This window comes from Nonomuraea sp. NPDC059194, from assembly GCF_042754765.1.
Classification (GTDB): Bacteria; Actinomycetota; Actinomycetes; order Streptosporangiales; family Streptosporangiaceae; genus Nonomuraea.
Genome location: NZ_JBHZBH010000006.1, coordinates 177,421 through 203,567 on the forward strand (window position 1 = coordinate 177,421; position 26,147 = coordinate 203,567).

The following is a 26,147-nucleotide window of genomic DNA, read 5'->3' on the forward strand; positions in this document are numbered from 1 at the left end:
AGGTGTGGGAGGAGCTCGTCTCCGCCGCCCTGGTCGGCACCGACCGCAGGCCGCACCACGGGGATCTGCTGGCGGCCGCCGCCGTCGAGCTGGTCCGGCGCAGGGCGGGCCAGGTGCCGTACGGCGAGCGGCCGCCCGCTCCCGCGCCCGCGCGCGAGGAGGAGCAGGAGGCCGTGAGCCCGGCGGCCGCCGCGCGCCTGGGCTGGATCCTCGACGGCCGCCACCCGCGCCTGCTGCCCGAGTGGCTGGCCCTGGCGGCGGCCACCGGGCGCAGGGTGCCGCCGCGGCTGCTGCCCGAGCTGCTCGACAAGGGGGCGCGAGACCGGTCGATCAGGCCGTTCCTCGGCGTGCTCGCGGGCCGGCGCGGCAGGTGGCTGGCCGGGCTCAACCCCGCGTGGTCCTATCTCCTGGCCGAGCCGACGGGTCTCCAGGCAGGGACGGCCGAGAGCTGGGAGCTGGGCGGCCACGGTGACCGCCTCGCCTACCTGGAGCGGCTGCGCGCGAGCGATCCCGGCGCGGCCAGGCGGCTGCTGGAGCAGGCATGGGAGAAGGAGACGCCCGACGACAGGGCGCAGTTCCTGGCGCTGCTGGGGGAAGGGCTGTCGATGGCCGACGAGCCGTTCCTCGAGAGCGTGCTCGACGACCGGCGCAGGGAGGTGCGCCAGCAGGCCGCCGACCTGCTCACCAGGCTGCCGGGCTCCAGGCTCGCGGGCCGGATGGCCGAGCGCGCGGCCGGCTGCCTCGCCGTACGGGATGACCGGATCGTGGTCGAGCCGCCCGCGGCGTGCGACAGGGGGATGGAGCGCGACGGCATCAGGGCCAGGCCGCCCAGGGGCACGGGCGAGCGCGCCTGGTGGCTGCAGCAGGTCGTCGCCAGGGCGCCGCTGCGGATGTGGGACACCGCGCTGCTCAGGGCGAAGATCCCGGAATGGGGTCGGGAGGTGCGTTCGGGCTGGGTGCGGGCGGCCGTGCTGCAACGGGATCCCGTGTGGGCCAGGGCGCTGTTCGCGTGGGATCCGCTCGCGGACCTGCTGGCCGTGCTGCCACCGGACGACCAGGACGAGGTGGCCGCCGACTTCGTGCACAGGCACGGCGTCGACGGCCAGATGATCATGGTGTTGGGCGGGGCCTCGACGCCCTGGGGGAGAGGGCTGGCGCACGCCGTCCTCACCAAGATCGGGAAGGTGGCGGCCACGCAGCCGTGGAACCTCGACGAGCTGGCCAGGATGGCGGGGGAGCGGATCGACCCCGCCGACCGGTTCATGGCCGACGGGCTGAGCGAGGTCTCGAACCTGCTCGCCTTCCGCGCCGAGATGACGAAGGAGCTCAGGTGACGACCGTTCTGCGACCGCACGCCGAAGACCACTACGCCGAGGAGCTGGAGCTGCTGGCCAAGGAGGACGACAGGGTCAGGCCACCCGGCTGGCGGCTGTCGCCGTGGGCGGTCACCACCTACCTGCTCGGCGACGGCGACCGGATCACGCCCAAGTACATCGGCGCGCGCCGCATCGTCGAGGTCGCCGTGGCCACCCTGGCCACCGACAGGGCGCTGCTGCTGCTCGGCGTGCCTGGCACCGCCAAAACGTGGCTGTCGGAGCATCTGGCCGCCGCCATCAGCGGCGACTCCACACTCCTGGTGCAGGGCACGGCCGGCACCGCCGAGGAGGCGATCCGCTACGGCTGGAACTACGCCAGGCTGCTGGCCGAGGGCCCTTCGCGCGACGCGCTGACCCCCTCGCCGGTCATGCGCGCGATGGCCGAGGGCCGCATCGCGCGGGTCGAGGAGCTGACCAGGATGCCGTCCGACGTGCAGGACGCGCTGATCACGGTGCTGTCGGAGAAGACACTGCCGATCCCCGAGCTCAACCAGGAGGTCCAGGCCAGGCGCGGCTTCAACCTCATCGCCACCGCCAACGACCGCGACAGGGGCGTCAACGAGCTGTCCAGCGCGCTGCGTCGGCGCTTCAACACCGTCGTGCTGCCCGTGCCGGCCAGCGCGGAGGAGGAGGTGGCCATCGTCGCCCGCCGCGTCGCCGAGCTGGGCCGCTCGCTGGAGCTGCCGGAGACGTCGGCAGGCATGGCGGAGATCCGCAGGGTCGTCACCGTCTTCCGCGAGCTGCGCGACGGCGTCACCGAAGACGGGCGCACCAAGCTCAAGTCGCCCAGCGGCACCCTGTCGACGGCCGAGGCGATCTCGGTGCTGACCGGCGGGATCGCGCTGGCCGCCCACTTCGGCGACGGCGTCGTGCGCGCGGCCGACGTGGCGGCGGGCATCGTCGGCGCGGTCGTGCGGGAGCCGGTCTCCGACCGGGTGGTGTGGCGGGAGTACCTCGAGACCGTCGTGCGCGAGCGCGAAGACTGGCGCGACTTCTACCGCGCCTGCAGGGAGGTGCCGTGAGCGTTTCCGTGCTCGGGATCCGTCACCACGGTCCCGGGTCGGCGCGTGCCGTACGAGAGGAGCTGCGCCGGCTCCGACCCGACGCGGTCCTGGTCGAAGGGCCGCCGGAGGCCGACGCCCTGCTCGGGCTCGCACCCGAGATGGAGCCGCCGGTCGCGCTGCTGGCTCACGCGCGCGCTCACGCCGTCTTCTGGCCTTTCGCGGTGTTCTCCCCGGAATGGCAGGCCATCCTGTACGGCACGGCGGCCGGGATCCCCGTCCGCTTCATCGACCTGCCCGCCGCTCACACCCTGGCCGCCTCCGCCGCCGCTTCTTCCGCCGAGGACCCGCTGGGCGACCTGGCCGCCGCCGCGGGCTACGACGATCCCGAACGCTGGTGGGAGGACGTCGTCGAACACCGCGGCGACACGCCGTTCCAGGTGATCGCCGAGGCCATGACGGCCGTACGTGAGGGACACGTCCCCGGCGAGCGGGAGGCCCGGCGCGAGGCCCACATGCGCCGCTGCCTGCGGGCGGCGATCAAGGAAGGCCACGAACGCATCGCGGTTGTCTGCGGCGCCTGGCACGTCCCGGCCCTGGCCGGCCCGCTGCCGTCCGCCGCCGCCGACAACGCCCTGCTGCGCGGGCTGCCCAAGGTGAAGGCCGAGCTGACCTGGGTCCCATGGACGTACGGCAGGCTCGCCTCCCGCAGCGGCTACGGCGCGGGCATCACCTCGCCCGGCTGGTACCACCACCTGTTCACCGCCCCCGACCGGCCGGTCGAACGCTGGCTCACCGCAGCCGCGCAGGTCCTGCGCGAGGAGGGACGGGTCGTCTCCGCCGCCCACGTCATCGAGGCGGTACGGCTGGCCGACGGGCTCGCCGCGCTGCGCGGCCGGCCGCTCGCCGGGCTCGGCGAGGTGACGGAGGCAGTACGCGCCGTGCTGTGCGACGGCGACGAGCTGCTGGTCTCGCTGGTCCAGCGGCGCATGGTGGTCGGCGACCGGCTCGGCGCGGTGAGCGAACGCACGCCGATGGTGCCGCTCCAGCGCGATCTGGTGGAGCAGCGCAGGAAGGTGAAACTGAAGGCCGAGGCGGTGGAGCGGGAGCTCGACCTCGACCTGCGCAGGCCGATCGATCTGGCGCGCAGCCACCTGTTGCACCGGTTGCGGGTGCTCGGCGTGGAGTGGGGGCGGCTGGGGGAGACGCGGGGGAAGGGGACGTTCAGGGAGGTGTGGCGGCTGACCTGGCACCCCGAGTTCGACCTGAGGCTCATCGAGTCGGCGGCCCTCGGCACGACCGTGGAGTCCGCCGCCACCCAACGGGCCCGCGACCTGGCGTCCGGACACCTGGAAGGCGGCCCCTCTCACGGAGAGCCGTCACCCGGCGGGTCTGGAGACGGCAGGTCTTCGGGCGGCGGGCCGTCGGGCGGTCCGGCGGGGTCGCTCGCCGAGCTGACCGGGTTGGTGGAGCTGTGCCTGCTGGCGGACCTGCGCGATGCGCTGCCCGACGTGCTGTCGGCGTTGTCGGCGTGCGCGGCGCTCGACACCGACCTCACCCACCTCATGGCCGCCCTGCCCGCGATGGCCCGAGCCCACCGCTACGGCGACGTCCGAGGCACTTCGGCGGCAGGGCTCGAGGCGGTCGCGGAATCGATGCTCGACAGGATCTGCGCGGGGCTGCCCGCGGCGGTGACCGGCCTCGACGACGAAAGCGCGGCGGCCCTGGTCCGGCACCTCGACGCCGTCCACGCGGCCACCGCTCTCCTCACCGACCCTCCACCCCCCGTCGCTATCCCTCCGCCTGCTTCTGGAGACGCCCCCGGCGAGGTCGCTCCGCCCACTACCGGAGCTCCGGCTGGCTCCGGCGGGGCGTCCGAGCCCGGGATGCCAGGTGCCGACGTAAGCCGACGGGCCATGACATCGTCGAGAAAGCGCTGGCTGGCGACCCTGGAGGCCGTGTGCGACCACGCCGGGCCACACGGGCTCATCGAGGGCAGGCTCACCCGCCTCCTCCTCGACGCCGGCGAGCTCGACCCGCGCGCCGCCGGCGACCGCATGTCCAGGGCGATGTCGCACGGCCACCCTCCCGCCAGATCCGCCGCATGGGTCGAGGGGTTCCTCGCGGGCGGCGCGCTCATGCTCGTCCACGACCCCCGCCTGCTTGCCCTCGTCGACGGCTGGCTGTCGGGCCTGACAGACGACCAGTTCATCGAGGTGCTGCCGCTGCTGCGCCGGACGTTCGCCGCCTTCGAGGCCCCGGAGCGGCGCGCGATCGGCGAGCGCGTGCGAACGGCAGGCTCCGGTACGGCGAGCCGTCCGCACGAGGTGGACGAGGGCCGGGCGGCGCCGGCCGTACGAACGGTGCGGATGATATTGGGGGTCGCGCATGGATGAGCGGCTGCGCAGGTGGCGGCTGGTGCTGGGCGGCGGCGACGCCGACGGCACCGGGTTCGCGCCGCATGGCGCCGACGCCAGGATGGACGAGGCGCTCGCCGCCGTCTACGAGGGCGAGCCGGACCGGGCGGGCGGGCTCGGCGTTTCGGCGCCGCGAGTGGCACGCTGGCTGGGCGACATCAGGTCCTACTTCCCTTCCACCGTCGTCCAGGTCATGCAGCGGGACGCCATCGAGCGGCTCAACCTCACCAGGCTGCTGCTCGAACCCGAGATGCTCGAGGCGGTCGAACCGGACGTGCACCTGGTGGGCACCCTGCTCGCGCTCAACCGCGTCATGCCCGACGAGTCGCGCGAGTCGGCGCGCGCGGTGGTGCGCACGGTCGTGGGCGAGTTGCAACGCAGGCTGACCGAACGGACCAGGTCGGCGATCGCCGGAGCGCTGGATCGGGCGGCCAGGACGCACCGGCCGAAGCGCACCGCCGACATCGACTGGGACCGGACGATCAGGGCGAACCTCCGCCACTACCTGCCCGAGCGGCGCACGCTGGTGCCGTCCAAGCTCGTCGGGTACGCCAGGCGGCAGAGCGCCGTGCGCCGCGACGTGGTGCTGTGCGTCGACCAGAGCGGGTCGATGGCCACCTCGGTGGTGTATTCGGGGGTGTTCGGCGCGGTGCTGGCGTCGATGCGGTCGTTGAAGACGTCGCTGGTGGTGTTCGACACGGCGGTGGTGGACCTCACCGACCAGCTGCACGATCCGGTGGAGGTGCTGTTCGGCACGCAGCTCGGCGGCGGCACGGACATCAACAGGGCCGTCGCCTACAGCCAGGAGCTGATCACCCGGCCGACCGATTCGATCTTCATCCTGATCAGCGACCTGTTCGAGGGTGGGGTACGGCAGGACCTGCTGCGCCGGATCGCGACGATGACGCAGGCGGGGGTGCAGGTGATCGTGCTGCTGGCGTTGTCGGACGACGGCGCGCCCTTCTACGACCACGACAACGCGGCGGCGCTGGCGGCGTTGGGGGTGCCGGCGTTCGCCTGCACGCCCGACGCGTTCCCCGACCTCATGGCCGCCGCCATCCAGCGCCAGGACCTCACCCAGTGGAGGGAGCGTCACCTGACCTGACACTCACCTCGTCTCCAGCTCCGGCGTGGTCGGACCCGCGCTTTCCAGCGGAAGACGTGCCGCCGTCCGGCCGGAGCGCCAGAGATGAGAGCGTCAGAGATAAGGGGAAGCCCCGATCAGGCGGCGACGACGTTGTCCTTCACGCGTAGCCGTTCGCCAAGGAATCCGCCGAGTGCCGTGATCAGGGACAGGCCCACCAGCAGCAGAGCCGCCGGCCACGACGCTCCACCGCTGGTCTGCAGGAGCGCGGTCGCGATGAACGGCAGGAACCCGGTCAGCGCGCCGGCCAGGTTGTAGGCCAGGGCGACACCGCTGTAGCGAAGACGGGCCGGGAACAGCTCGGTGAGCAACGCGCCGGAGACCGCGTACGCCACGGAGATCACGCCGATACCGGCCGCCACGGCCAGCACGATCGCCGCCGGGTTCCTGGTGTCGATCAGCCAGAAGAGGGGGAAGGCGCACACGGCACTGAGGAGACCGCCCCACAGCGTGACCCGGCCGGGGCCGAGGCGTTCGGCGAGCCGTCCCATGGCGATGATCACCACGACCTCGACGAGGGCCGCCACCAGGGTGGCGTTGACCATGAGGTCGGCAGGCAAGCCCAACTGGGTCGTGCCGTAGCTGATCACGAAGGTGGTCAGCACGTAGAAGCCGCCGATGCCCAGCAGCGCCGAGGCCATCGCGACCAGCAGCCGCCGCCATGCCGTACGGAAGACTTCCAGCGCGGGGATCTTGGCCCGCTCGTCCTGCTCGATCAGCTGGTCGAACAGCGGCGACTCCTCGACCTTGCGGCGGATGTAGAAGGCGACCGCCATGAGCGGGAAGGCCGCGAGGAACGGCAGGCGCCAGCCCCAGGCGTCGAACTGTTCTTGGGGAAGGAGCAGCACCAGGGCGAACGCGCCGGAGGAGAGCAGGGTGCCGACGGGGGAACCGATCTGCGGCATGGCGGCGTAGCGGCCGCGCTTGTCGAGCGGTGCGTGCTCCACGGCCAGGGTGACGGCGCCGCCCCACTCGCCGCCGACCGCGATGCCCTGGAGCAGCCGGAGCAGGACCAGCAGGAGCGGCGCGGCGACGCCGATGGAGTCGAACGCCGGCAACAGGCCGATGCAGCCGGTGGCCACGCCGATCATGACCACGGTGATCAGCAGGGCGGGGCGCCGTCCGATGCGGTCGCCCAGCCAGCCGAAGATGAGGGCGCCGAACGGCCGGGCCACGAAGCCGACACCGAAGGTCGCGAACGCGGCCATGGTGGCCGCCGTGGGGTCCAGCGTGGTGAAGTACAGCCGGTTGAAGACGATGGCGGCGGCGGTGCCGAAGAGGAAGTAGTCGTACCACTCCAGGGCCGTGCCGACGAAGGCGGCGAAGGCGACGCGTGCCGCGTCCTTGCCGCTGACGACGACCGAGGTACCCGGCGGGGGACCGGCGGCGGCGTGGTCGGGCGTGTTCATGTCTGACTCCTTGCGTCGGGGAGTGTCGATGTCGTGCCATCGGCGATGGCGTCGGCACCGTGGACGCATACGCCGTCCACGAAAGTTGCGATGACCTTGATGGCGCCGATCCGATCGCTGGCGACCTCGACGGGGTCGTCGGACAGCAGCACGAAATCCGCGCACTTGCCTGGGCTGAGGCTGCCGCGCCTGTCCTCGTCGTGGCTGGCCCACGCGGCGTCGAGGGTGTAGGCGCGCAACGCCTGCTCCGAGCTCACCCGTTCGTCGGGGGCGAGCACGGCGCCGGTGCTGCTGAGGCGCTCGACCATGGACTGCATGCCCAGCAGCGGCGCTCCGGGCGCGACCGGCCGGTCGGAGCTTCCTGGCACCCGGATCCCCCGATCGAGGAAGGAGCGGTGCCGGTACATCCACAGCGTGCGGTCAGGGCCGAGCGCCTGGGCCATGGTGTCGCCGACGGCGTACAGGAAGCGTGCCTGCGGTACCGGGACCACGCCGAGTTCGGCGTAGCGGTCGAGCTGGTCGGGGCGGACGACCGCGGAGTGCTCGATGCGGTGCCGTACGTCGGCGCGCGGCATCGAGCGCTGGGCCTGCGCGAACGCATCGAGAGCGAGATCGACGGCGCTGTCGCCGATCGCGTGGGCGGCCACCCGCCAGCCGGCTCGATGCGCCTGCACGATCAGCCGGCGCATGTCGTCGGGGTCGTTCTGGTAGACGCCGACGGCGTGGTCGTGGCCGCAGAAGGGTTGCGACACGGCGGCGGTCCTGCCGATGAGCGAGCCGTCCAGCCAGATCTTCATCGGCCCGAGCCGCAGCCGGTCGTCGCCGAACCCCGTGCGCAGTCCGAGGTCCAGTCCGGTGGTGATGGAATCGTCGGCGTGCGCGCGCAGGGCGTGCATGTTGTCGGCGGCCACCATGAGCTCCACCCGGGTGCGCAGCGTGCCGCGCTCTCGGGCCAGCTGGTAGGCGGCGGCCTCGACCGGGCTGCGGCCGATGAGGCCGAGGCCGATCCCCGCCTCCACGACGTGGGTGAGACCCTCCGCGGCGTAGACGGCGCTGGCCCGGGAGACCGCGTCCGCGAGCTCCGCCACCGGGTACGGCATGACAAGGGCGGACACCAGGCTCTGGGCGCGTTCCTGCAGCAGCCCCGTCGGCGTGCCGTCGGGATCACGGACCACCACGCCGCCGTCGGGCTCCTCGGCGGCCCCGTCGAGCACGCCGGCCAGCCGCAGCACCTCGCTGCTGACCACGCACATGTGGCCGGAGCGGTGTTTCAGCCACACCGGTCGCCCACCGGCCGCCCGGTCAAGCCCGTCCCGGTGGGGGTGGGCGCCCATGACGGTGTCGTCGTAGCCGGAGCCCACGACCCAGGCGTCGGCGGGCAGGGCCGCCGCACGGCGGGCGACGGCCTCGTACGCCTGGTCGAGCGTGGCCGCGTCCGCGAGGTCGAGCTCGCCGAGGGACTGGCCGAACCAGGCCATGTGGTTGTGGGCGTCACCGAATCCGGGGACGACGACGGCACCCGAGCAGTCGAGCGTGGTGCGGGCGGGAAGGTCCTCCACGAGGTCGTCGAGGCCGACGACGCGTCCCGCGAAGACGCCGATGGTGCGGGCGCGCGGGTGACGGTCGTCGACCGTACGGACGCGGGCGTTGCGCAGTTTGAGATCGAGCATGTCAGGCGAGGTTCTGCAGTCGGGTCAGCGGCAGGTCGGCGGCATGGTGGATGTCCACCGGGCGGCCGTCCACCAGCACGGGGTCAGGTGTGGTCGGCACGCGCACGTCGGGCACGGCGGTGTTGGCCACCATGTCGCCGCAGGTGAGCCCGCGGCTGTCGCGCAGAGCCGTGTAGCGGATGCCGGTGGGCAGGGCCTCGCGGGCGGTGCGGTCGTCGAGGCAGGCCCCGGAGACGAAGACGGTCGACAGCCGGCGGGGGGCCGCGCCGAGGCCGCCGAAGTACGGCCCCATCACGCGGGGTTGCGTGAGCCGCGTGGACCCTGATCCCGAGCCGGACAGCCCCCAGGCGACGAATCCGGACTTGAGGACCAGCTCCGGCTGGGCGCCGAACGTCACCGGCCGCCACAGCACGATGTCGGCGACGCTTCCCGGCCGCAGCGACCCCACGTCCATGGCCATGCCGTGGGCGATGGCCGGGTTCAGCGTGATCTTCGCCAGGTAGCGCAGCACCCGCGCGTTGTTGACGACGTCGGGGCCGGTCTCTCCCGCCAGCCGCGCCTGGACGTGGGCCACCTGCCAGGTACGGCGCGCGGTCTCCGCGATCCGGCCCATCCCCATGGAGTCCGAGTTGACGATGCTGATCGCGCCGAGATCGTGCAGGGCGTTCTCGGCGGCGATGGCGTGTTCGCGCACCCGGCTGGCCGCGATGGACAGATCGCTGTCCACGCCGGGGTGGCCGCGGTGGACCGTGAGCGTCATGGGCAGCAGCTCGGCGACGGTCGCGGCGGTCAGCGGCAGCGTGGGCGTGGTGGAGGAGGTCAGGATGTGCGGCTGGGAGACGATCTCGAGGAGGTCGGGATGTCCGCCGCCGCCCTCGACGTGGTAGGCGTGGACGGTCCGTCCCCGGGTGGCGTCCAGGGTGTCGGCGAGGTGGCCCGACTCGTTCAGCGTGTCGGTGTGCAGCGCGACGGGCAGGTCCGATTCCTCCGCGACACCGAGGCAGGTGTCGACGATCCGCGGGGTGGCCCCCCAGTCCTCGTGGATCTTGAATCCGCCGGCCCCGGCGAGCACCGCCCGTTCCAGCAGTTCCTGCGAGGACGACGAGCCGCGAGCCAGGAACGCCACGTTGACCGGCGTGTCGCGCCAGGCGTCGATGAGGCTGTGCAGGTTGTAGGCGGGGTTGGCGCCCACGTCCCATACACCGCCGATGCCCATACCCACCAGGGAGGTGACGCCGGCCGACAGCGCGGCGGGCACGACCTCGGGACTGGAGAGGTGAACGTGGGAGTCCACCATGCCGGCTGTGGCGATGAGCCCCTCGCCGGTGATCATCGCGGTGTGCGAGTCGACGACGAGCTCCACACCGTCGGTGGTGTCCGGGTTTCCGGCGCGGCCGATGCCCACGATGCGGCCGTCCTTGATGCCGATGTTGGTCTTGCGGACGCCGATCAGCGGATCCATGACGACGACCCCGAGAACCACCATGTCCAGCGCGCTGTCGCGGGGCGCGCGGCTCGCGACGAGCAGCCCGTCACGGGCGGTCTTGCCGCATCCGCCGAGGAGTTCCTCGCCGGGCTCGGTGTCGTCGGCCTCCACCTCCACCCACAGGTCGGTGTCGGCGAGCCGGATCCGGTCGCCGGTGGTCGGGCCGTACAGGGACGCGTAGGCGCGCCGCGACATCCGGCTCATCGGACTCCTCCTCGCGCGACGATCGTGACGGTACGGCTCTCGCCAGGCGCGAAGCGGTCGGCGGTTCCGGCGGGGAGGTCCAGCCGGTGGCCGCGGGCGGCGTCGCGGTCGAAGACGAGCGCGGCGTTCGCCTCCTCCAGCGGGAAGTGCGACGAGACCCAGATCGGCCGGACGCCCGTGTTGGTGATCTCCAGCGTGCTACGGGGGCGGCCGGGGGCAAGCTCCACGTCGTCCCCTCCCGCCAGCACCGCCCCGGGACCCATGGGGTCGGCGGGGCCGAACGGCTCGGCGACGTGCACGAGGCTGGAGCCGTGCGGGAAAAGCGCTTCCACCTGCAGGCTGGGTACGGCCTCGGCGACTCCGGGCAGCAGCCGGTCATGCGGGATGATCTCCGGCACCCGCTTGACGATGGTCTCCAGCGGTGTGCCGTCCCAGGCCATTTCCAGGATCTCGTCGCACACCAGGGCGATGGACTCGGTCGCCCCGAGGAGCGCGCCGCGAGCCAGCCGCCGTCGGGCGAGCTCGGCCGCCGCGAAGAGCGTCAGCCTCTCCTGCTCGCGTGGAGTGAGGTGCATGGTGGTTCCCTCGACATCAGGTACGGCCTTAGGGCATGCACAACACGATGCGCGATGAACCATGCACGAACAATGACGAAACGCTCCGCGCTGTGGCACCTCGGATGTGCATGTGCACAACCGGGTCAGGGAACGCGATGGCCGGCGCAGCGCAGGGCGAACAGCACGGTCGCCGCGTCCATCGGCCTGGTCGGCTGGTAGCCGGTGAGGTCGGCGAACCTGTTCAGCCGGTTCAGCACCGTGTTGCGGTGGCAGTACAGGTCACGGGTGGTCGCCGCGATCGATCCCGTCCTGCAGTACGCGATCACCGTCTCCAGCAGCCGGTCACGCTCGTACGGCGGCAGCGGATCGAGACCGGACAGCACCGCCTCGGCCAGCATCCCCGCGATGGGCCCGAGCCGGGCCGCCGCGACGGGCATCCACGCGTCGCTCAGCGCGACGGCGCCCGTCACCTCGCCGTCCAGCGTCGCGGCGATCGCCTCGGCCACCCGCACCATGTCCGGCACCATGGCCAGCCCGTTCGCCACCGGCGCGACCGCACACGGCACGTCGTGCAGCCACCGCGACGGCACGGCGCCCGTCGCGGGCGGCAGCTCGGCGATGAGGACGAGGAAGCCCTTGTGGTCCTGCAGATGGGTGACCCGGGTGGTCAGCCGCGCCGTGACGGCCCTGCGCAGGTCCTGCTGGAACTCCGGCGGCACCACCGCCACCGCGAAACCCGCCTTCGCGCTCACCTGGAGCAGGGTCGCCACCTGGGCCACGAGCTGCGGATCGCGGCCGTCGGACGACAGCAACCTGCCCACCAGGGCGGTACGCTCGCGCTCCTGCTGGCGGGCGAGGACCGCGACCTCGTCGAGGTAGGCGGCGTGCACCGTCACGGTGTGGAACTCCACGGCGTTCCATACCCGTACCGCGCAGCGGGTCAGCTCGGGCAGGTCCGCCGGCGAGATGCGCTCCAGGAAGGCGGTCCACAGCACGCGGAAGTCCATGCGCACCGCCTGCAACAGCCGCTCCAGCGGGACACCCTGATGGGCGCGGTGGCGTCCGAGCCGCTCAGGCACGCCGCGCAACTCGTCGGATACGGGCAGGCCGCCGATCAGCCGCAGCAGCAGCTCGAAGCAGGCGCGCGCGGTCTCACGCAGTTCCTCGGCCGGAACCGTTCCCTGGTAGCCGTCGAGTTCGGCGACCTGGACGACATAGCGTCCGACCAGATCGTCCACATCGTCCAGGCAGTCGCGGACGAGAGCACGCAGCTCCTCGGAGGCCGGTGCGCCGGTGTCCTCCCGCCCGTCGACGCTCGAGAGGTTGTGCATGCGCCCATTATCCGCACTGCAGTCCGGGCGCGGTCACGTCAGGGTCTTGAAGAAGGTCACGTCAGGGTTTTGAAGAAGAAGGTCGACGGGCGCAGGACTCCGGCGGGGTCGGCGGCGTAGTCGGGAACGACGCCCACCTGGCTCCAGCCGGCGGCGCGGTAGAGCTGTTCGGCGGTGCTTCCCGTCTGGGTGTCCAGGAGCAGGAGCGTCGTCCCCCCGCCGGCCGCGGCGCGTTCCGCGACGTCGAGCAGGTCGCGGCCGAGCCCCCGGCCCCGGGCATCGCGGTGGACTATGAGCTTGGCCACCTCGGCGCGGTGCACGCCGTTGGGCTTGCGCCCCAGTTCGAGGCTGACCGTCCCGATGATCCGGTTCCCGCTGCGGGCGACCCACACGATGAGGGAGCCATCGCGGACGGCCGGAGCCTGCGCCTCCCACCAGGTCGTCGCCGCACCATGGTCGAAAGGGGCGAGGAAACCCAGCGAAGCCCCGCCGTCCACCGCGTCCACCAGCAGGTCGCCGAGTTCCGCTGAGGAGGTGAGCAACTCGGTGGCCGACAGGCGGGCGATCGCGTTCATGGTGTCGATTCCTTTCACGGGGGTCACGTGGGCACGATGACGATGGCGTAGCGGACGCTGTCCGGGCCCGGGCAGCGAAAGCGCGAAGGGCCCCACAGCCGGAACCGCATGCAGTCCCCCGCGTGCAGCTCGTGGACCACGCCCTGGACCGTGACCTCGACGGTCCCCTCCAGCACCCAGATGTGCTGCTCCAGTCCCGGCACGGGCGGGCCGTCGTAGGCGATGTCCGCCCCCGGGCGCAGGACGCCCTCGACGACCTCGGCCCGCAGCCCGGCGTGCGGTGGAGACACCGAGCGCCGGACGAAGGCCGATGTCGAGTCGGTCCACACGGTCTGGTCCGCGACGCGGACCAAGTACCTCGGCGAGGGAGAGTGGGTTGGCGGGCGAGGCGAGTTGGATCCTGACGTATCGGCCCCTGGTCCCGTCCGGGAGTTCGACCTTGCTGGGTGAGCCCGCCTGTTCGGTGACGTGGACGGCGGTCACGCCGGGCGCGGTGCGGGCCGTGTCGAGGTCATCGGTGGTGAAGGGCTGCTCGGAAGCCATCACCCAGAAGTCCTTGAGCCGGTCGGCGCAGCAGTCGAGCCGGTTCCAGATGTCCACGCTGTCCAGCGTCGCCGAGGCTCCGAGATCGACCTGCCACCAGGCCTGCCGCTCGGGTTCGGCGGTGTGCGTGGTGGTGCCCGCGCCCCAGTTGCCGTCGGTGTTGCCGTCGACCGCCCTGGAGGCGGGGGCGTCGTAGCCGGTGCTCTTCTGTTCGGCGGGCTTGCCGAGGGAGAGGTTGGGCAGGTTGACGGTCACCTCCAGCGCCATGGTGGTGGACAGGCGTCCCGTTCTCAGCCCGACCCGCAGCGTGTGCGTGCCGATGGCGGCGTCGGCGGGAGCGGTGACGCTGATCGGGATCCGCTCGCTCTCACCGGCGGCCAGCGGCCGGACGCGCTCGGCGCCGAGGTCGGCGCTCCAGCCCTGTGGAGCGGTCGCCGTCAACACGGTCGACGGGGCCTGGCGCCTGCCGGGATTGGTCACAGTGAGGTGGCCGTTGACCGTCTGGCCGGGAGCGATCTCCTTGGGCAGGTCGGTGGAGGTGCGCAGGAGAGTGTGCACGCCAGGGGTCTCGATCTTGAAGACGTAGGCGTGCTGTCCGGTCTGCGCGGGGGTCTTGATCACGACCCGGCCCTGGTCGTCGCGGCCCCAGGACAGCGGCCCGGCCGCGGAGCCGAGCATGGTGACGCGGGTGCTGTGGGTGACCGGCAGGTCGGCTCCGAGGGTGAGCTCGGCGCCGGGCCACTTCAGCGCCGTGGCGTACAGGACGCCGTCCTTGACGGTGTAGCGGACGTCCTTGTCCTCGGCCCGGTTCCAGTACGTGGTGCCGTAGATCGCCTCGCCGTTGACCTTCAGCCAGGACCCGATGGCCAGGAGCCGCTGACGCTGGATGTCGGGAATGGTGCCGTCGGCCTTGGGGCCGATGTCAAGCAGCAGGTTGCCGTTCTTGCTGACGATGTCGACCAGCGAGTCGACGAGCTGGTCGGCGGTCAGATGGTCCTCTTCGGGCTCGTTCTGGTTGTAACCGTAGGAGTGGGCGATTCCTCGGCTGGATTCCCACTTGACCGGGTCGATGTCGGGTTTGACGGTGTACTCGGGCGTCTGGAAGTCGAGTTCGTGGCTGTCGAGGTTGCCGTTCTGGATCTTGCACCGGTTGGCGACGGCGACCTCCTTGCCGCTCCTGCGCGCCTTGTTGTAGAAGTCGGCGATGACACCTGCCGTGTTCCAGTACGAGGCGGGCTTCTCCCACTGTCCGTCGCACCAGAGAATGTCCGGGTCATAGCCGTCGATGAGCTCCCGCATCTGCGGGAGCATGTAGTCCTTGACGTAGTCGCCCACCTTCGGCGCTCCCGTGTACGGCACGGCCGCCCCGGTGTAGGGGTTGGTCGGCTGACGTCCGGTGTAGGAGGGGCTGTACCACTCGTACAGCGAGTAGTAGAAACCGGCCTTCAGCTTCGCGTCGTCCTTGCGCGCGGCGTCGAACAGTTCCTTGGCCAGGTCACGCCGTGGCCCGAGGTCCAGCGTGTCGCGCCCGCTGACCTTGCTGTCCCACAGGGCCACGCCTTCGTGGTGCTTGGACGTCAGGACGAAATACTTCGCGCCCGCGTCCTTGAACAGCTTGATCCAGTCGGCGGCGTCGAACTTCTCCGCCTTCCACTGGTCGACGAAGCTGTCGTAGGGGAGGTCCTGGCCGTAGGTGTCCTGGTGATAGCTGTTGGTCGCGCTGCCACGCGCGTTCATGTAGTTCCAGTACCACTCGGCGTAGCTGCCGCGCGGCCCCCACGCGGGCACCGAGTAGGCGCCCCAGTGGATGAAGATGCCGAACTTGTCGTCGTTGAACCACTGCGGCACCGGGTGGCTGTTGAGCGACTCCACCGTGGGCTCGTACTCGGTCGGTGCCGCCGCAGGCGCGAGGGCCGTCAGCGTCAGGAGTGCCGCGGCGAGGATCCTCATCCGTTCTCCCTGATCTCGTCCCAGGTCATGAGCTCGTCGATGTCTCCGCGCAGGCTGGTCTTCTCGGTGCCCACCGAGCGCATGGGCAGCTTGATCGAGGCGTTGACGGTGCCGACCTTGACCCCGTCGGCGTAGAGGGCGGTGCGTCCCGGCTCGGTGACCCACGAGAGCCGCACCCACCGGCCCAGCGGCAGGGTGTAGTCGAAGCTGTAGTCGGCCACGCCGTACCTGGTGAACCCGACCTTGCCGGTGCCCCACTGCTGCAGCTTGAGCGCGCCGTACTTGGAGCTGAGCAGCACCGCGTCGGCGGTGTTCGCCGACAGCCGGACCGAGACCGACGCCGTCCACGGCTCGGCCACGTCCACCCCGCCGAAACCCACCCCGTCACGATGGTGATCGAACCGCCAGGCCTGCCCCTTCGCGCCGTCGGGGACCAGGGTCGGGTTGTTGATGATGTAGGAGGTGCCGTGCAGTCCGCCCACGACGTCCTCCGCGAAGATCGTGTGCGTCGGCCGGCTGGCGTAGGTCCAGCCCGTGGGGTACGGCGCGGCGTCGAAAGTCCAGTGGTGACTGGGTTTGCCGTCGTTCACCCGGGGCGGGCCGGGCGAGTCGATGGCGGTCACCCGGTTCCTGAAATCGCCGACCGTGTCGGGAGTCGGTGAGCCGTTCCACGTCCGGTCGGCCAGGATCGCCCTGGGCACGGCCGAGTGCTGCTCGAAGTAGGCGTCCTGGCTCCAGAAGTTGTAGTCGCCCCAGTGCATCAGTCCGGAGCCGAGCATGTCGGGCGCGGTGTTCGGCGTCCACGTGTCGTACATCCACCCCTCGTCGGGATAGAGGTTGTGGTAGTTGTTCGGCGTCACGTAGAACGGGCCGATCGCGATCTCGTCATGTCCGGGAATGACCGGCTCGGTGCCGGTGCCTTCCCAGGTGAGGAACACCACCGAGTCGTTGACCCGCTGCTGAGGTGCGGCCATGTGCTCCGAGCCGTTGTAGATCGCCGTCCGCTTGCCGTGCCGCGTGATCACCTCGTCGAGCGTGTTGATGTAGGCGTTCAGCATGTCGCCCATCGTGGTCAGCGACGGGTCGGCCGCCAGATGGCGCCGCACCCGGTCGCAGCCGGCCAGCTGACCTGGCAGTTCGTCGGCGCCGACGCTGAACAGCGGCGCGTCGAACCAGCCCGCGAACTCGTCGACGAGCTGCTTGCTGAGGTCGACGGCGCGCGGGCTGGTCATGTCCAGGATCCAGTCAGGCGTCAGGTGCGAGTGCGTCTGCGCGTCCGTGCACGGATCGGGTCCGTCGCCGAAACCGATCTGGAAGGCGTCACTGATCACCGTGGCGTGGCCCGGCACGTCGATACCCGGCATGAGCTGGACATGCTCCTCGGCCGCCACCCGCTTGAGCCGGTCGATGTCACGACGGGTGTAGCTGCTGCCCTCGTGCGCCAGGCCCGGGAACCTCGGGCTGTTCAGCCGGAACCCCTCCGCGTCGGAGAACTGCATGAACAACGTGTTGAGCTTGAGCTCGCCCATCTTCCTGATGAGCTTCTCCAGGTAGTCGACCTGCCAGAACTTGCGTGCGGCGTCCAGCATCACCATGCGCACGCGCTGGGTGGGCCGCTCCTCGGTCCGGCCGCGCGGCAACGCGCGATCGCGCAGCAGCTGGAGCAGGGTCCGGGTCGCGTAGTACAGGCCGTGAGTCGAGGCCGCCTCGATCCTCACCGGGCCCGTGGTGTCCAGGCGATAGCCCTCGGCGCCCAGCGCGGCGTCGTCGACCAGCCGGAGCACGATGTCGCCGGATGCGGCCCGGTTGACATCGCTGCTGATGCGCGGGCTCAGCTCGCCCGCCCGCTCGAGGTCCGTACGGAGCCGCCCGGCCAGCTCCTGGGTGGATTCGTGGGCCGGACCCGGCAGCTCCGCACGCCCGGCGTCGGTGGCGGACCGGCCTCGCGAGCGAGGGTCGACGAGGATGCCGGAGCCACTCCGCGGCCTCGTCTCCGCCCAAGCGTGCTGCGCAGCCTCGGACCCTTTCGCCCGCCGCCCTGTTCTGGCTGTTGCCCTCCTCCGCCTGGCCGGTAACGTGACCAACGCCAGTGCCGCCCCCGACGACGAGTAGGTCGTCTTGGTTATGGACACCCACGCGGAGGCGTATGTCGCGGCGGTCTCGATGCTCGGGGCCCGGGAGCACGGTCGGCTCGCGTGCCGTACCAGAGGTCAGTGAGAGGACTCCTCGCGAGCGTGGCGGGGCAGGAGGAACGAGAGCGCACAGGTCACCACCAGCAACCCGATCTCCACCCAGACCGTCACCTGCATCGCGTCGCCGAAGCTCCACTGGTTCCTGAGCAGGTTGAAGAAGAGCGTGCCGAGCAGAGCCGCGCCCAGCGCACCGCCCAGCTGCTGGACGGCGGTCAGCGTGCCGGACGCCGAGCCGGACTCGTGGGGTTCGACTCCGGCCAGGACGATGTCGAAGAACGGCGCCATGGTCAGGCCCATGCCGATGCCGACCAGCGCGAGGCCGGGCGCGAGCTGCCAGGCGCTCATGTCGAGTCCGGCGAGGTGGATGGTCAGGCCGAGCACGCCCGCGCCTGCCGCCATGACGACGGTGCCGATCTGCAGGAGGGTACGGCCGAGCTTGGCGACCAGGGCCATGGCGATGGCGAAGCCGGCCACGCCGCCGATCGCCTGGGGAAGGCTGGCCAGTCCGGCCTTGAAGGGGGAGAAGTGCAGGCCCTCCTGGACGTACAGCGTGAAGACCATCGACAGGCCGATCATGCCGGTGAAGAAGGACAGGCCCGCGACGAGGCCGCCGGTGAAGGCGCGCTTGCGGAACAGGCCGGGGGTGACCAGCGGGTCCTTCCCGGCGCGCTGGCGGCGGGACTCGTAGGCGCCGAAGATCGCGAACATCGCGATCGAGCCGGCCATCGAGGCGAACGTCCAGGCGGGCCAGTCCAGCTCCTGGCCCTGGATCAGCGGGAAGATCAGCAGGAAGGCGGCGACGGAGACCAGCAGCATGCCGACCAGGTCGAGCTTGGTGGCGTTGGACAGGCGGAACTCCGGCAGGAACTTCAGCGCGGCCAGCACGGCGGCGATGCCGATCGGCAGGTTGATCAGGAAGATCATGCGCCAGCCGGTGCCGAACAGGTTCGCGTCGACCAGCCAGCCGGCCAGCACGGGACCGCCGACCGACGAGATGGTCATGACGGGGCCGAACATGCCGAAGGCCTTGCCGATCTCCTCTGGCGGGAACATCTCCTTGATCAGGCCGAGACCCTGGGGGATCATCACCGCGCCGAACAAGCCCTGCAGCACGCGTGAGCCGATCAGCATCTCGGGGCTCATGGACACGCCGCACAGCAGGGAGGCGACGGTGAAGCCGATTGCGCCGATCACGAACATCCGCTTGCGGCCGTAGAGGTCGCCGAGCCGTCCGCCGGTGATCAGGCCGACCGCCATGGCAAGGGTGTAGCCGGACACCAGCCACTGGATCAGGCTGGTGGAGCCGCCGAGCTCCTTCTGGATGGTGGGCGCGGCGATCTGGGTGATGAGCGCGTCGACCAGGTCCATGACCTCGGCTGCGAGGATCACGAACAGGGCGGGCCAGCGCCACCGGTAGGGCGTGGACCGCGTGGCGGCGGTGGTGGTCGTCGTCATGGGGGGCTCCTTGGAAGAACGATGTTCTTACTGTCGAACTCCGTTCTTTGAACGAACGGTGTTCGTGGCAAACACTGTTCTATGTACGAACGCTGTTCGTGTCAAGTACATTGTTCGTCATGGAGCCACTGCCTGCGCCTCCGTGGCGGAAGACGCGTCCGGCCAAGCCGGCGAAGCCGCAGCTCAACCAGGAACTCATCGTGGAAACCGGCCTGCGCATCGTGGACCGAGAGGGTCTCGACGCGCTCAGCATGCGCAAGGTCGCGCAGGAGCTCGACACGGGCCCTGCCTCCCTCTACGCGCATGTCGCCAACAAGGAGGAGCTGCTTGAGCTGATCTACGAGAGGGTGCTGGGCGACATCGAGGTGCCCGCGCCCGAGCCCGAGCGCTGGGCCGAGCAGTTGCGCGAGGTGGTGATCGACATGCACAGGGAGCTCAACAGCCACGCGGACGTGGCGAAGGTGTCGCTGGCCCGCGTGCCCCTGGGACCCAACTCGCTGCGCCTCGGCGAGGCGATGCTCGCGATCATGATCGAGGGTGGAGTGCCGCCGGCCATCGCCGCCATCGCGCTCGACCGCATCGTGATGTTCGTCGCGGCCGACGCCTACGAGGGGTCGCTGTACACGACCCGGCAGCGGACGAGCGGGATGGACGTCGAGACGTTCGTCGCCGACTCATTCGGTCAGGTCGCCGACTACGTCCGTGCTCTGCCGGCCGATCGGTTCCCGTATTTCACGCGGTACGCGGACGAGCTGGTGAATCCGGGCGGGGAGGAGCGGTTCGAGCTCGGGCTCGACCTGATGATCGCGGGTCTGGCCACTCACGTCCGATCCGGCTGACGTCTCGCCAGGGTTCAGGGTGCCGGATGTCCGGGTCCGGGGTGTCAGGGGTCCGGGGTGTCAGGGGGTCCGAGGGTGTCGGGTCCCCAGGGTGCGCGGTGGTTCCGGCGTGGTGGCGCGCCGGGAGGGTGCCCGGTGGGCCGCAGCTCGGTGCGGAGGGCCTCGGGGGCCGCCGCCACCACCGCGTCTACACCACCGCGCCGTCGACGAGCTCCTGGACTCGCTGCGGGGCGTAGATGCCGTCCACGAGCAGCTGCGCCAGCCCGAGGATCCCCGCGTGGGGGTCCAGCTCGCTGCGGACGATCTGCAGGTTGCGGGTGGCCAGCGGCAGGGAGCGCCGGTAGACGACCTCCCGGATCCCGGCGAAGAGCAGCTCGTCGGTGTGGGCGAGCTGACCGCCGATCGCGATGACGCGCGGGTTGAACAGGTTGACCGTGTCGGCGATGGCGCCGCCGAGGATGCGGGCCGCGCGCCGGGCGAGCCGTACCGCGACGAGGTCGCCGCTGCGGATCAGGCGCACGGCGTCGTCCACGGTGACCACCGCGCACCCCGCCGCCTGGAGGTCGCGCACGAGTGCCCACCCGCCGGCGTATGCCTCCACGCAGCCGGCGTTGCCGCATCGGCAGGCAGGAGGCTCTGCGGTGTCCTCGACGGTGACCTGGGTGTGGCCGACGTCGCCGGCCGCGCCGTCGGCGCCGCGGTGCACCTGGCCGCCGGCGACGAGGCCGGTGCCGACCCCGGTGCCGACCTTGACCATGAGCAGGTGCGGGACGTCCGGGTATCGCAGGCGCTGCTCGCCGAAGGCCATGGCGTTGACGTCCTTGTCGACCAGGACGGGACAGCCGTAGCGGGGGGCGAACCATCCGGGGATGTCGAAGCGGTCCCACCCCGTCATGATCGGCGGGCTGACCACCCGCCCGGTGGCGAAGTCGACGGGTCCCGGCACGTCGACGCCGATGCCGAGCACGGAGCCGGGACGGTGACCACCTTCCTCGAGGATCTCGGTGAACAGCTCGTCGACGATGCCGAGGATGGCCTGCGGGCCCGCCGTCACGTCGGCGCGGGCCGCACGCTCTGACCGCACCCTTCCGCCCAGGTCGCACAGCGCGGCGCGCAGGCCGGTGGCGCCGATGTCGGCCACCAGCAGCACCCCGCGGTCGTGGTTGACGACGAACTGGCCCGCAGGCCGGCCGCGGGTACGCGCGTCCTCGGGGGCGGGCATCAGCAACCCCGCGGCGAGCAACCCGTCGAGGCGCTGGTTGACCGTGGTGCGCGAGAGGCCGGTCCTGCGCATCACGTCCGCCTTCGTGAGGCCGTCGGACACGCCGCGGAAGAGGCCGAGGATCTCGCCCGCGCTGACTCCCATCCGTGGGGTGACGACGCTGCTTATGTCCACCGGACCACTGTAGCCATGGCAGATAGTGGGCGTAAGTCAAGAAACTTTCGATTTCTAAAGTCAAAAGATGGGTTGTCTGATTTCAGAAGCGCGCCTTACGGTCGTTCCATCGACGCTGAAAGGGGCAACCGATGCACATGAACAGCAAGAGGGTGGCAGTGGGCGCGGTCGTGACCCTGGAGGCGCTCGTGCTGGGGGCGTTCGCTTCCGGCGAGGCGGCCGCGGGCAGCGGCCAGGCCGCCCAGCCAAGGATCGCCGCTGTGATCAAGGGGCTGGACAACCCGTTCTTCCAGGCCATGAAGCAGGGCATCGACGACCAGGCCCGCGCGGGCGGTGTGACGGTCACGGTCCAGGCGGCCAACTCCATCACCGACACCACGGGCCAGGCCGACAAGCTGAACGGCCTGGCAGGGCAGGACTACTCCTGCTACGTGGTCAACCCGATCTCAGGTACCAACCTCATCCAGGGCCTGGCCAGGCTCTCCGCGCTGAACAAGCCGATCGTCAACATCGACAGCCCCGTCGACCCGGCCGCGGCCAAGAGCGCCAACGTCAAGCTCGCCACCTACATCGGCACCGACAACGTCGAGGCGGGCATGATGGCCGGCCGGCGGATGACCGAGCTGCTGCCTTCGGGCGGCGAGGTCGCGGTCGTCGGCGGCATCGCGGGAGATGTCACCAGCGGCGCCAGGGTGGAGGGATTCCAGAAGGGGATCGGCCCAGGGCTCAAGGTCGTCCAGACCGTCGCGGCCAACTGGGAACGCCAGGCCGCGCTCACCGCGGCGACCGACGTCATGCGGGCCAACCCGAATCTGGCCGGCTTCTTCGTCGCCAACGACGACATGGGACTGGGCGTGGCACGTGCCATCGCCAACTCCGGCAAGACGGGCCAGGTGAAGGTCATCAGCGTCGACGGCAACAAGGAGGCGCTGGAGGCGGTCAAGGCAGGCACGCTGGACGGGACCGTCTCGCAGTACCCGTACGCGATCGGCCTGATGGGCGTCGAGGCATGCCAGGCGGCCACGGCGGGCAAGACGCTGCCTCCCAACGTGAAGGCACCCGTCGAAATGATCACCAAGGACAACGCCGACCAGGCGCTCGCGTCCACGCCGAAGCCGTTCGGCCCCTATGACGACCCGTTCAAGGCCCTCGTCCAGTAGTGGCGACCGTGGACGCTGCAGAGAGAACAGACATGGCAAACGCAACACTCGCGGCACCCGATCGCGAAGCCTGGTCGGCCCGGCTGAAGGATCTCGGCTTCTGGGCGGAGTGGGCGGCCCTCGTCGGGCTCGTCGCCCTGGTGATCGTCTTCCAGGTGCTGAACCCGACGTTCCTGAGCCCAGGAAACATCGCGTCGATGCTGGTAGCCGCAGCGATCCTGATCGTTCTCGCGGTCGGCCAGACGTTCGTCATCGCCACGGCGGGCATCGACCTGTCGATCGCCTCCACCATGACCCTGGGCGCGGTCGCCTTCGGCCAGGCCTACGCGGCCGGGTGGGGGCTCGTGCCGGCGTGCCTGCTCGGGATCGCCGCCGCCGGTCTGGTCGGCGTGGTCAACGGGGTGATCATCGCCCGAGGCAGGATCACGGACTTCATCGTGACGCTCGGGACGCTGTCGGCGGCCTCGGGGCTCGCCCTGATCCTGGCCGACGGCAAGCCCGTGACGATCATCGATACGGTACTGCTGCGCCTGTCGACCGGAGGCATCGGCATCTTCGGCTGGCCGTTCATCATCGCGGTCGTGGTCGCGCTGGCGGCGCACGTGACGCTGTTCCACACCAGGTTCGGCACCCACCTGCTGGCCACGGGCGGCGCACCGGAGTCGGCGACCGCCATGGGCATCAGCACCGCGCGCATCAAGATCGCGGTCTATGCCATCAGCGGAACGCTCGCCGGGCTCGGGGCGATCCTGCTGGTCGCGCGGATCGGCGCCGCCGAGCCCGCCGCCAACACCTCCTTCCTGCTCAACTCCGTGGCCGCGGTCGTGCTCGGCGGCGTCAGCCTCTTCGGCGGGAGAGGGACCATCGTCGGCCCCTTCATCGGCGCCCTGCTGCTGGTGGCGCTGGTCAACGGCCTCACCCTGCTCGGCGTCTCGCAGTTCTACCAGCCCCTGGCCGTCGGCATCGTCGTGGTGCTGGCCGCACTCCTGACGAGGTTCCAGCGATGACCGCCCAGCCCGAGCCCGGCACCCTGGCCGGCGACACCCTGCTCAGCTGCGAGGACGTCTCCCTGTCCTTCGGCAACGTCCGCGCGCTGGTGGAGGTCTCGCTGACGCTGCGCCGGGGCGAGATCACCGCCCTCGTCGGCGACAACGGCGCGGGCAAGTCCACGCTGGTGCGGTGCATCTCGGGGATCCACCGGCCGCACAGTGGACGGATCGTCTTCGACGGCACGGAGATCGACTTCCACTCTCCGGAGGACGCCCGCGAGGCGGGCATCGAGACCGTGCACCAGAACCTCGCGCTCGTCGAGGACCTCACGGTGTGGCAGAACCTCTTCCTCAACCGCGAGATCGTCCGCCGCGTGGGTCCCGTCGCCCTTCTCGACCGGCGGGCCATGCAGTCCCGCGCGAGGGAGATGGTCTCCACGCTCGCGGTCAACGTGCCCGCCGTCCGGTCACGCGTCAGGCGGCTGTCCGGCGGTCAGCGCCAGGCCGTGGCCATCTGCCGCGCGGCGGGCTTCAGCTCCAAGCTCGTCATCATGGACGAGCCCACGGCGGCACTCGGCGTCCAGGAGACCGCCCGCGTCGAGGAGCTCGTCGTCCGGCTGCGCGACGAGGGCCACGCCGTCCTGCTCATCAGCCACAACTTCGCCCAGGTGATGCGGCTCAGCGACCAGGTGTGGGTCATGCGCGCCGGCCGCTGCGTCGGCGGGCGCCGTACGGCCGAGACCTCCGGCGAGGAGATCGTCTCCCTCGTCACCGGCGCCGCCGTCCAATGACCACCCGACCCCCGAGGACACGAGGACACGAGGAAACATGACCACCGATACCACCCGGACCAGCCCGATCGGCGTGCACGCCCTGGTGTGGACCGGCGACACCAGCCCGCCGTCCCTGGCCGCCGCGATCGAGAAGACCAGGGCCACCGGGTTCGACCTGCTCGAGATCTCCCTGCACGACTCGGCCAACCTCGACGTCGGCGCCGCGCGCGCCGCCCTGGCAGCCGCCGGACTGGGCGTGGCGTGCTCGCGGGGCCTCGCTTTCGACGCCGACATCTCCAGCGACGACCCGGCCGTGGTCGAGAGGGGAGAGAAGCTGCTGCACGACTCCCTGGCCGTGACCGGCGCGCTCGGCGGCTCGCACTTCACCGGCGCTCTCTACAGCGCCCTGGGCAAGTACGACCACCCGCTCACCGCCGGGGGGCGGCGCAACGTGGTGGCGGTGCTGCGCGGGCTGGCCCAGGAGGCCGGACGGCGGCGCATGACGCTCGGCCTGGAGATCTGCAACCGCTACGAGACCAACGTCATCAACACCGCGCACGACGCGCTCGTCCTGGCCGACGACATCGGCGAGGACAACGTGCTCATCCACCTCGACACCTACCACATGAACATCGAGGAGGACGATTTCGTCCGGCCCGTGCACGAGGTCGGGGACCGGCTCGGCTACGTCCATATCGGCGAGAACCACCGCGGCTACCTCGGCTCGGGTCACCTGGACTTCACCTCGTTCTTCCACGCGCTGGCCGACATCGGCTACCGTGGCCCGATCACCTTCGAATCCTTCTCCTCGGCGGTCGTGATGCGTGGTCTGTCCAACGACCTGGCCATCTGGCGCAACCTCTGGTCGGACGGCGAGGACCTGGCCCGTCACGCCCATGCCTTCATCGTCGACCAGCTCCACACGAGCCGCTCGCGATGACGGTCCTCGACGATCTGGCCAACCGGGCCCGCTCCCTCGTCAGGGGCGGCCACCGCGCGGTGCTCGGCATCGCGGGTGGTCCTGGCTCGGGCAAGACCACGCTCGCCGAGAACCTGGTCGCCCTGCTGCGGCGGACGCCTCCGGCCGGCCTGCGGCCGCTGGAATGGGTGGCCTACGTGCCGATGGACGGCTTCCACCTGGCCGACGTCGAGCTCGAACGGCTCGGGCGGCGCGACCGTAAGGGAGCGCCCGACACCTTCGACGCCGCCGGCTACGCGGCGCTGCTGCGCCGCCTCGGGGCCGACGAGGACGACGTGATCTACGCGCCCGCCTTCGAACGCGACCTGGAGCAGCCGATCGCCGGGAGCATCCCGGTCGAGCGGTCGGCCAGACTGGTCGTCACCGAGGGCAACTACCTGCTGCTCGACCAGGGCGACTGGGCGCGCGTGCGGCCCGCGCTGCACGAGGTCTGGTACTGCGATCTCGGCGCGGACGAGCGCGTGCGCCGCCTCATCGCCCGCCACGAGCGGTTCGGCAAGGACCATGACGCGGCCGTGGCCTGGGTGCTGGGCACCGACCAGCGCAACGCCGACCTCATCGCCACGACTCGAGCCCGCGCCGACCTGGTCATCCCGGACGCCGTCCTGCGCGCGATCGGCGACCGGGACCGGGCGATGATCGACTGACGGTCGCGGGCCCCGGCGCGCCGTACGTCGGACTAAATGCCTAGGACCGCTGCC

Annotated in this window: 20 protein-coding genes and 1 pseudogene; 10 read left to right on the forward strand and 11 right to left on the reverse strand. The window is 71.0% G+C overall.

Annotation, left to right across the window (positions count from 1 at the left end; all coding sequences use genetic code 11):
* Nucleotides 1-2: 2 nt before the first annotated feature.
* Genes ACFXJ8_RS11285 through ACFXJ8_RS11300 form a run of 4 tightly spaced genes read left to right on the forward strand, consistent with a single transcriptional unit; the run spans nucleotide 3 to nucleotide 5,899 of the window.
* Nucleotides 3-1,334, forward strand: a complete 1,332-nt coding sequence (locus ACFXJ8_RS11285; RefSeq protein ID WP_379643806.1) for a DUF5691 domain-containing protein — start codon at nucleotides 3-5, stop codon at nucleotides 1,332-1,334.
* Entirely contained in the window at nucleotides 1,331-2,398 is a 1,068-nt protein-coding gene (locus ACFXJ8_RS11290; protein ID WP_379643727.1) for an AAA family ATPase, read from the forward strand. The genes ACFXJ8_RS11285 and ACFXJ8_RS11290 overlap by 4 nt, the downstream gene beginning before the upstream one ends.
* A complete protein-coding gene (locus ACFXJ8_RS11295) occupies nucleotides 2,395-4,773 on the forward strand; it encodes a DUF5682 family protein (protein ID WP_379643728.1) in 2,379 nt (792 codons plus the stop codon). The genes ACFXJ8_RS11290 and ACFXJ8_RS11295 overlap by 4 nt, the downstream gene beginning before the upstream one ends.
* The gene (locus ACFXJ8_RS11300) at nucleotides 4,766-5,899 is read left to right on the forward strand and encodes a VWA domain-containing protein (protein ID WP_379643729.1); all 1,134 of its coding nucleotides are present in this window, start codon (nucleotides 4,766-4,768) and stop codon (nucleotides 5,897-5,899) included. The genes ACFXJ8_RS11295 and ACFXJ8_RS11300 overlap by 8 nt, the downstream gene beginning before the upstream one ends.
* A gap of 116 nt (nucleotides 5,900-6,015) precedes the next feature.
* On the opposite strand, the gene ACFXJ8_RS11305 is transcribed toward ACFXJ8_RS11300, so the two are convergent.
* The 10 genes and pseudogenes from ACFXJ8_RS11305 to ACFXJ8_RS11350 all read right to left on the reverse strand — a co-directional run bounded on the left by ACFXJ8_RS11305 (nucleotide 6,016) and on the right by ACFXJ8_RS11350 (nucleotide 19,310).
* Nucleotides 6,016-7,347 (reverse strand): MFS transporter, encoded by a 1,332-nt coding sequence (locus ACFXJ8_RS11305; protein ID WP_379643730.1) that lies wholly within the window; start codon nucleotides 7,345-7,347, stop codon nucleotides 6,016-6,018.
* Nucleotides 7,344-9,017 carry an amidohydrolase gene (locus tag ACFXJ8_RS11310; protein ID WP_379643731.1) on the reverse strand — a complete coding sequence of 558 codons (1,674 nt, stop codon included), beginning with the start codon at nucleotides 9,015-9,017 and terminating at the stop codon, nucleotides 7,344-7,346. Before ACFXJ8_RS11310 ends, ACFXJ8_RS11305 begins: the two co-directional genes overlap by 4 nt.
* Before the next feature lies 1 nt (nucleotide 9,018).
* A complete protein-coding gene (locus ACFXJ8_RS11315) occupies nucleotides 9,019-10,707 on the reverse strand; it encodes an urease subunit alpha (RefSeq protein WP_379643732.1) in 1,689 nt (562 codons plus the stop codon).
* Nucleotides 10,704-11,282 carry an urease subunit gamma gene (locus ACFXJ8_RS11320; RefSeq protein ID WP_379643733.1) on the reverse strand — a complete coding sequence of 193 codons (579 nt, stop codon included), beginning with the start codon at nucleotides 11,280-11,282 and terminating at the stop codon, nucleotides 10,704-10,706. Before ACFXJ8_RS11320 ends, ACFXJ8_RS11315 begins: the two co-directional genes overlap by 4 nt.
* A 125-nt stretch (nucleotides 11,283-11,407) precedes the next feature.
* Nucleotides 11,408-12,595 (reverse strand): PucR family transcriptional regulator, encoded by a 1,188-nt coding sequence (locus ACFXJ8_RS11325; protein ID WP_379643734.1) that lies wholly within the window; start codon nucleotides 12,593-12,595, stop codon nucleotides 11,408-11,410.
* 56 nt (nucleotides 12,596-12,651) lie between these two features.
* Entirely contained in the window at nucleotides 12,652-13,170 is a 519-nt protein-coding gene (locus ACFXJ8_RS11330) for a GNAT family N-acetyltransferase (RefSeq protein WP_379643807.1), read from the reverse strand.
* Nucleotides 13,171-13,193: 23 nt separating this feature from the next.
* Nucleotides 13,194-13,499 carry a cupin domain-containing protein gene (locus ACFXJ8_RS11335; protein WP_379643808.1) on the reverse strand — a complete coding sequence of 102 codons (306 nt, stop codon included), beginning with the start codon at nucleotides 13,497-13,499 and terminating at the stop codon, nucleotides 13,194-13,196.
* Nucleotides 13,500-13,578: 79 nt separating this feature from the next.
* A pseudogene (locus ACFXJ8_RS11340) lies at nucleotides 13,579-15,663 on the reverse strand (alpha-L-fucosidase); the annotation flags it as partial.
* The gene (locus ACFXJ8_RS11345) at nucleotides 15,660-17,795 is read right to left on the reverse strand and encodes a family 20 glycosylhydrolase (protein ID WP_379643735.1); all 2,136 of its coding nucleotides are present in this window, start codon (nucleotides 17,793-17,795) and stop codon (nucleotides 15,660-15,662) included. The gene ACFXJ8_RS11345 and the pseudogene ACFXJ8_RS11340, both read right to left, overlap by 4 nt.
* Before the next feature lie 78 nt (nucleotides 17,796-17,873).
* On the reverse strand, nucleotides 17,874-19,310 hold the full coding sequence (locus ACFXJ8_RS11350; protein WP_379643736.1) for an MFS transporter: 1,437 nt from the start codon (nucleotides 19,308-19,310) through the stop codon (nucleotides 17,874-17,876).
* A gap of 119 nt (nucleotides 19,311-19,429) precedes the next feature.
* Between ACFXJ8_RS11350 and ACFXJ8_RS11355 the strand changes: the two genes are divergently transcribed.
* Nucleotides 19,430-20,149 carry a TetR/AcrR family transcriptional regulator C-terminal domain-containing protein gene (locus tag ACFXJ8_RS11355; protein ID WP_379643737.1) on the forward strand — a complete coding sequence of 240 codons (720 nt, stop codon included), beginning with the start codon at nucleotides 19,430-19,432 and terminating at the stop codon, nucleotides 20,147-20,149.
* Between the two features lie 187 nt (nucleotides 20,150-20,336).
* Here ACFXJ8_RS11355 and ACFXJ8_RS11360 read toward each other — a convergent pair whose 3' ends face one another.
* Nucleotides 20,337-21,545 carry an ROK family protein gene (locus tag ACFXJ8_RS11360; protein ID WP_379643738.1) on the reverse strand — a complete coding sequence of 403 codons (1,209 nt, stop codon included), beginning with the start codon at nucleotides 21,543-21,545 and terminating at the stop codon, nucleotides 20,337-20,339.
* 137 nt (nucleotides 21,546-21,682) lie between these two features.
* On the opposite strand from ACFXJ8_RS11360, the gene ACFXJ8_RS11365 reads away from it, so the two are divergent.
* From ACFXJ8_RS11365 to ACFXJ8_RS11385, 5 genes are read left to right on the forward strand one after another with little or no spacing between them, the layout of a single operon-like run.
* Nucleotides 21,683-22,705 carry a substrate-binding domain-containing protein gene (locus ACFXJ8_RS11365; protein WP_379643739.1) on the forward strand — a complete coding sequence of 341 codons (1,023 nt, stop codon included), beginning with the start codon at nucleotides 21,683-21,685 and terminating at the stop codon, nucleotides 22,703-22,705.
* A gap of 32 nt (nucleotides 22,706-22,737) precedes the next feature.
* A complete protein-coding gene (locus ACFXJ8_RS11370) occupies nucleotides 22,738-23,712 on the forward strand; it encodes an ABC transporter permease (protein ID WP_379643740.1) in 975 nt (324 codons plus the stop codon).
* Complete coding sequence (locus ACFXJ8_RS11375) at nucleotides 23,709-24,485, forward strand: ATP-binding cassette domain-containing protein (RefSeq protein ID WP_379643741.1); 777 nt, start codon at nucleotides 23,709-23,711, stop codon at nucleotides 24,483-24,485. The genes ACFXJ8_RS11370 and ACFXJ8_RS11375 overlap by 4 nt, the downstream gene beginning before the upstream one ends.
* Before the next feature lie 37 nt (nucleotides 24,486-24,522).
* Nucleotides 24,523-25,407: a sugar phosphate isomerase/epimerase family protein gene (locus ACFXJ8_RS11380; RefSeq protein WP_379643742.1), complete on the forward strand. Its 885-nt coding sequence runs from the start codon at nucleotides 24,523-24,525 to the stop codon at nucleotides 25,405-25,407.
* Nucleotides 25,404-26,093, forward strand: coding sequence for a nucleoside/nucleotide kinase family protein (locus ACFXJ8_RS11385; protein WP_379643743.1), 690 nt, complete (start codon nucleotides 25,404-25,406; stop codon nucleotides 26,091-26,093). The genes ACFXJ8_RS11380 and ACFXJ8_RS11385 overlap by 4 nt, the downstream gene beginning before the upstream one ends.
* Nucleotides 26,094-26,147 lie beyond the last annotated feature (54 nt).